Below are 548 nucleotides of genomic sequence, written 5' to 3'. Positions count from 1 at the left end.
CGCCTACCTGCGGGAACTGGCACAGCGTGTGGCGAAAGACTCGCCGCATTTGGCCGATTTTCTGTCTTCATCCCATGATCCTGATATTGAACGTCTCTTCGAAGCGTTTGCCCTGTTGATTGCCAATTTACGGGATAAACTGGAGGACGATCTCCCCGAAATCACGCACGGTATTCTGTCCCGGATCTGGCCGTTAGCGTTATGTCCTATTCCCCCGACAACGATACTACAATTCTATCCTGCTGAGGGTGAGCATCAGGCTACTGCCGATATGCCTGCGGGTACGTCCGTTTCGGCTCACTGCAACGGGCAGTTACTGACCTTTAAAACCCGTTGTCCGCTGCATATTGAACCGTTAATCGTGCAGGAACGCGCGGTAAAGAAAACCGGCACTCACAGTGAGATCATACTGACTCTGTGTCAGACCGGCCCCGCGCCTCCGGTCTGGCAAAGTGGCACATTAACGTTTTTCCTCGGCACTGATACGGAACGTGCCGCCCAGCTCAGTCTGTGGCTGGATCAACACCTTTGTGATGTCAGCCTGATAA

At 53.5% G+C, this 548-nt stretch carries 1 protein-coding gene; it reads left to right on the top strand.

Annotated elements, in window-relative coordinates; genetic code table 11:
* Window positions 1-548 (top strand): type VI secretion system baseplate subunit TssF (locus tag AAC854_RS22955; protein ID WP_340619107.1); only part of this gene is annotated, 548 nt, incomplete at both ends.

Source organism: Xenorhabdus entomophaga (assembly GCF_037996725.1).
Taxonomy (GTDB): domain Bacteria; phylum Pseudomonadota; class Gammaproteobacteria; order Enterobacterales; family Enterobacteriaceae; genus Xenorhabdus; species Xenorhabdus khoisanae.
Note: the sequence above shows the minus strand (reverse complement) of the source record. Positions and strands in the feature narration are given on the sequence as shown.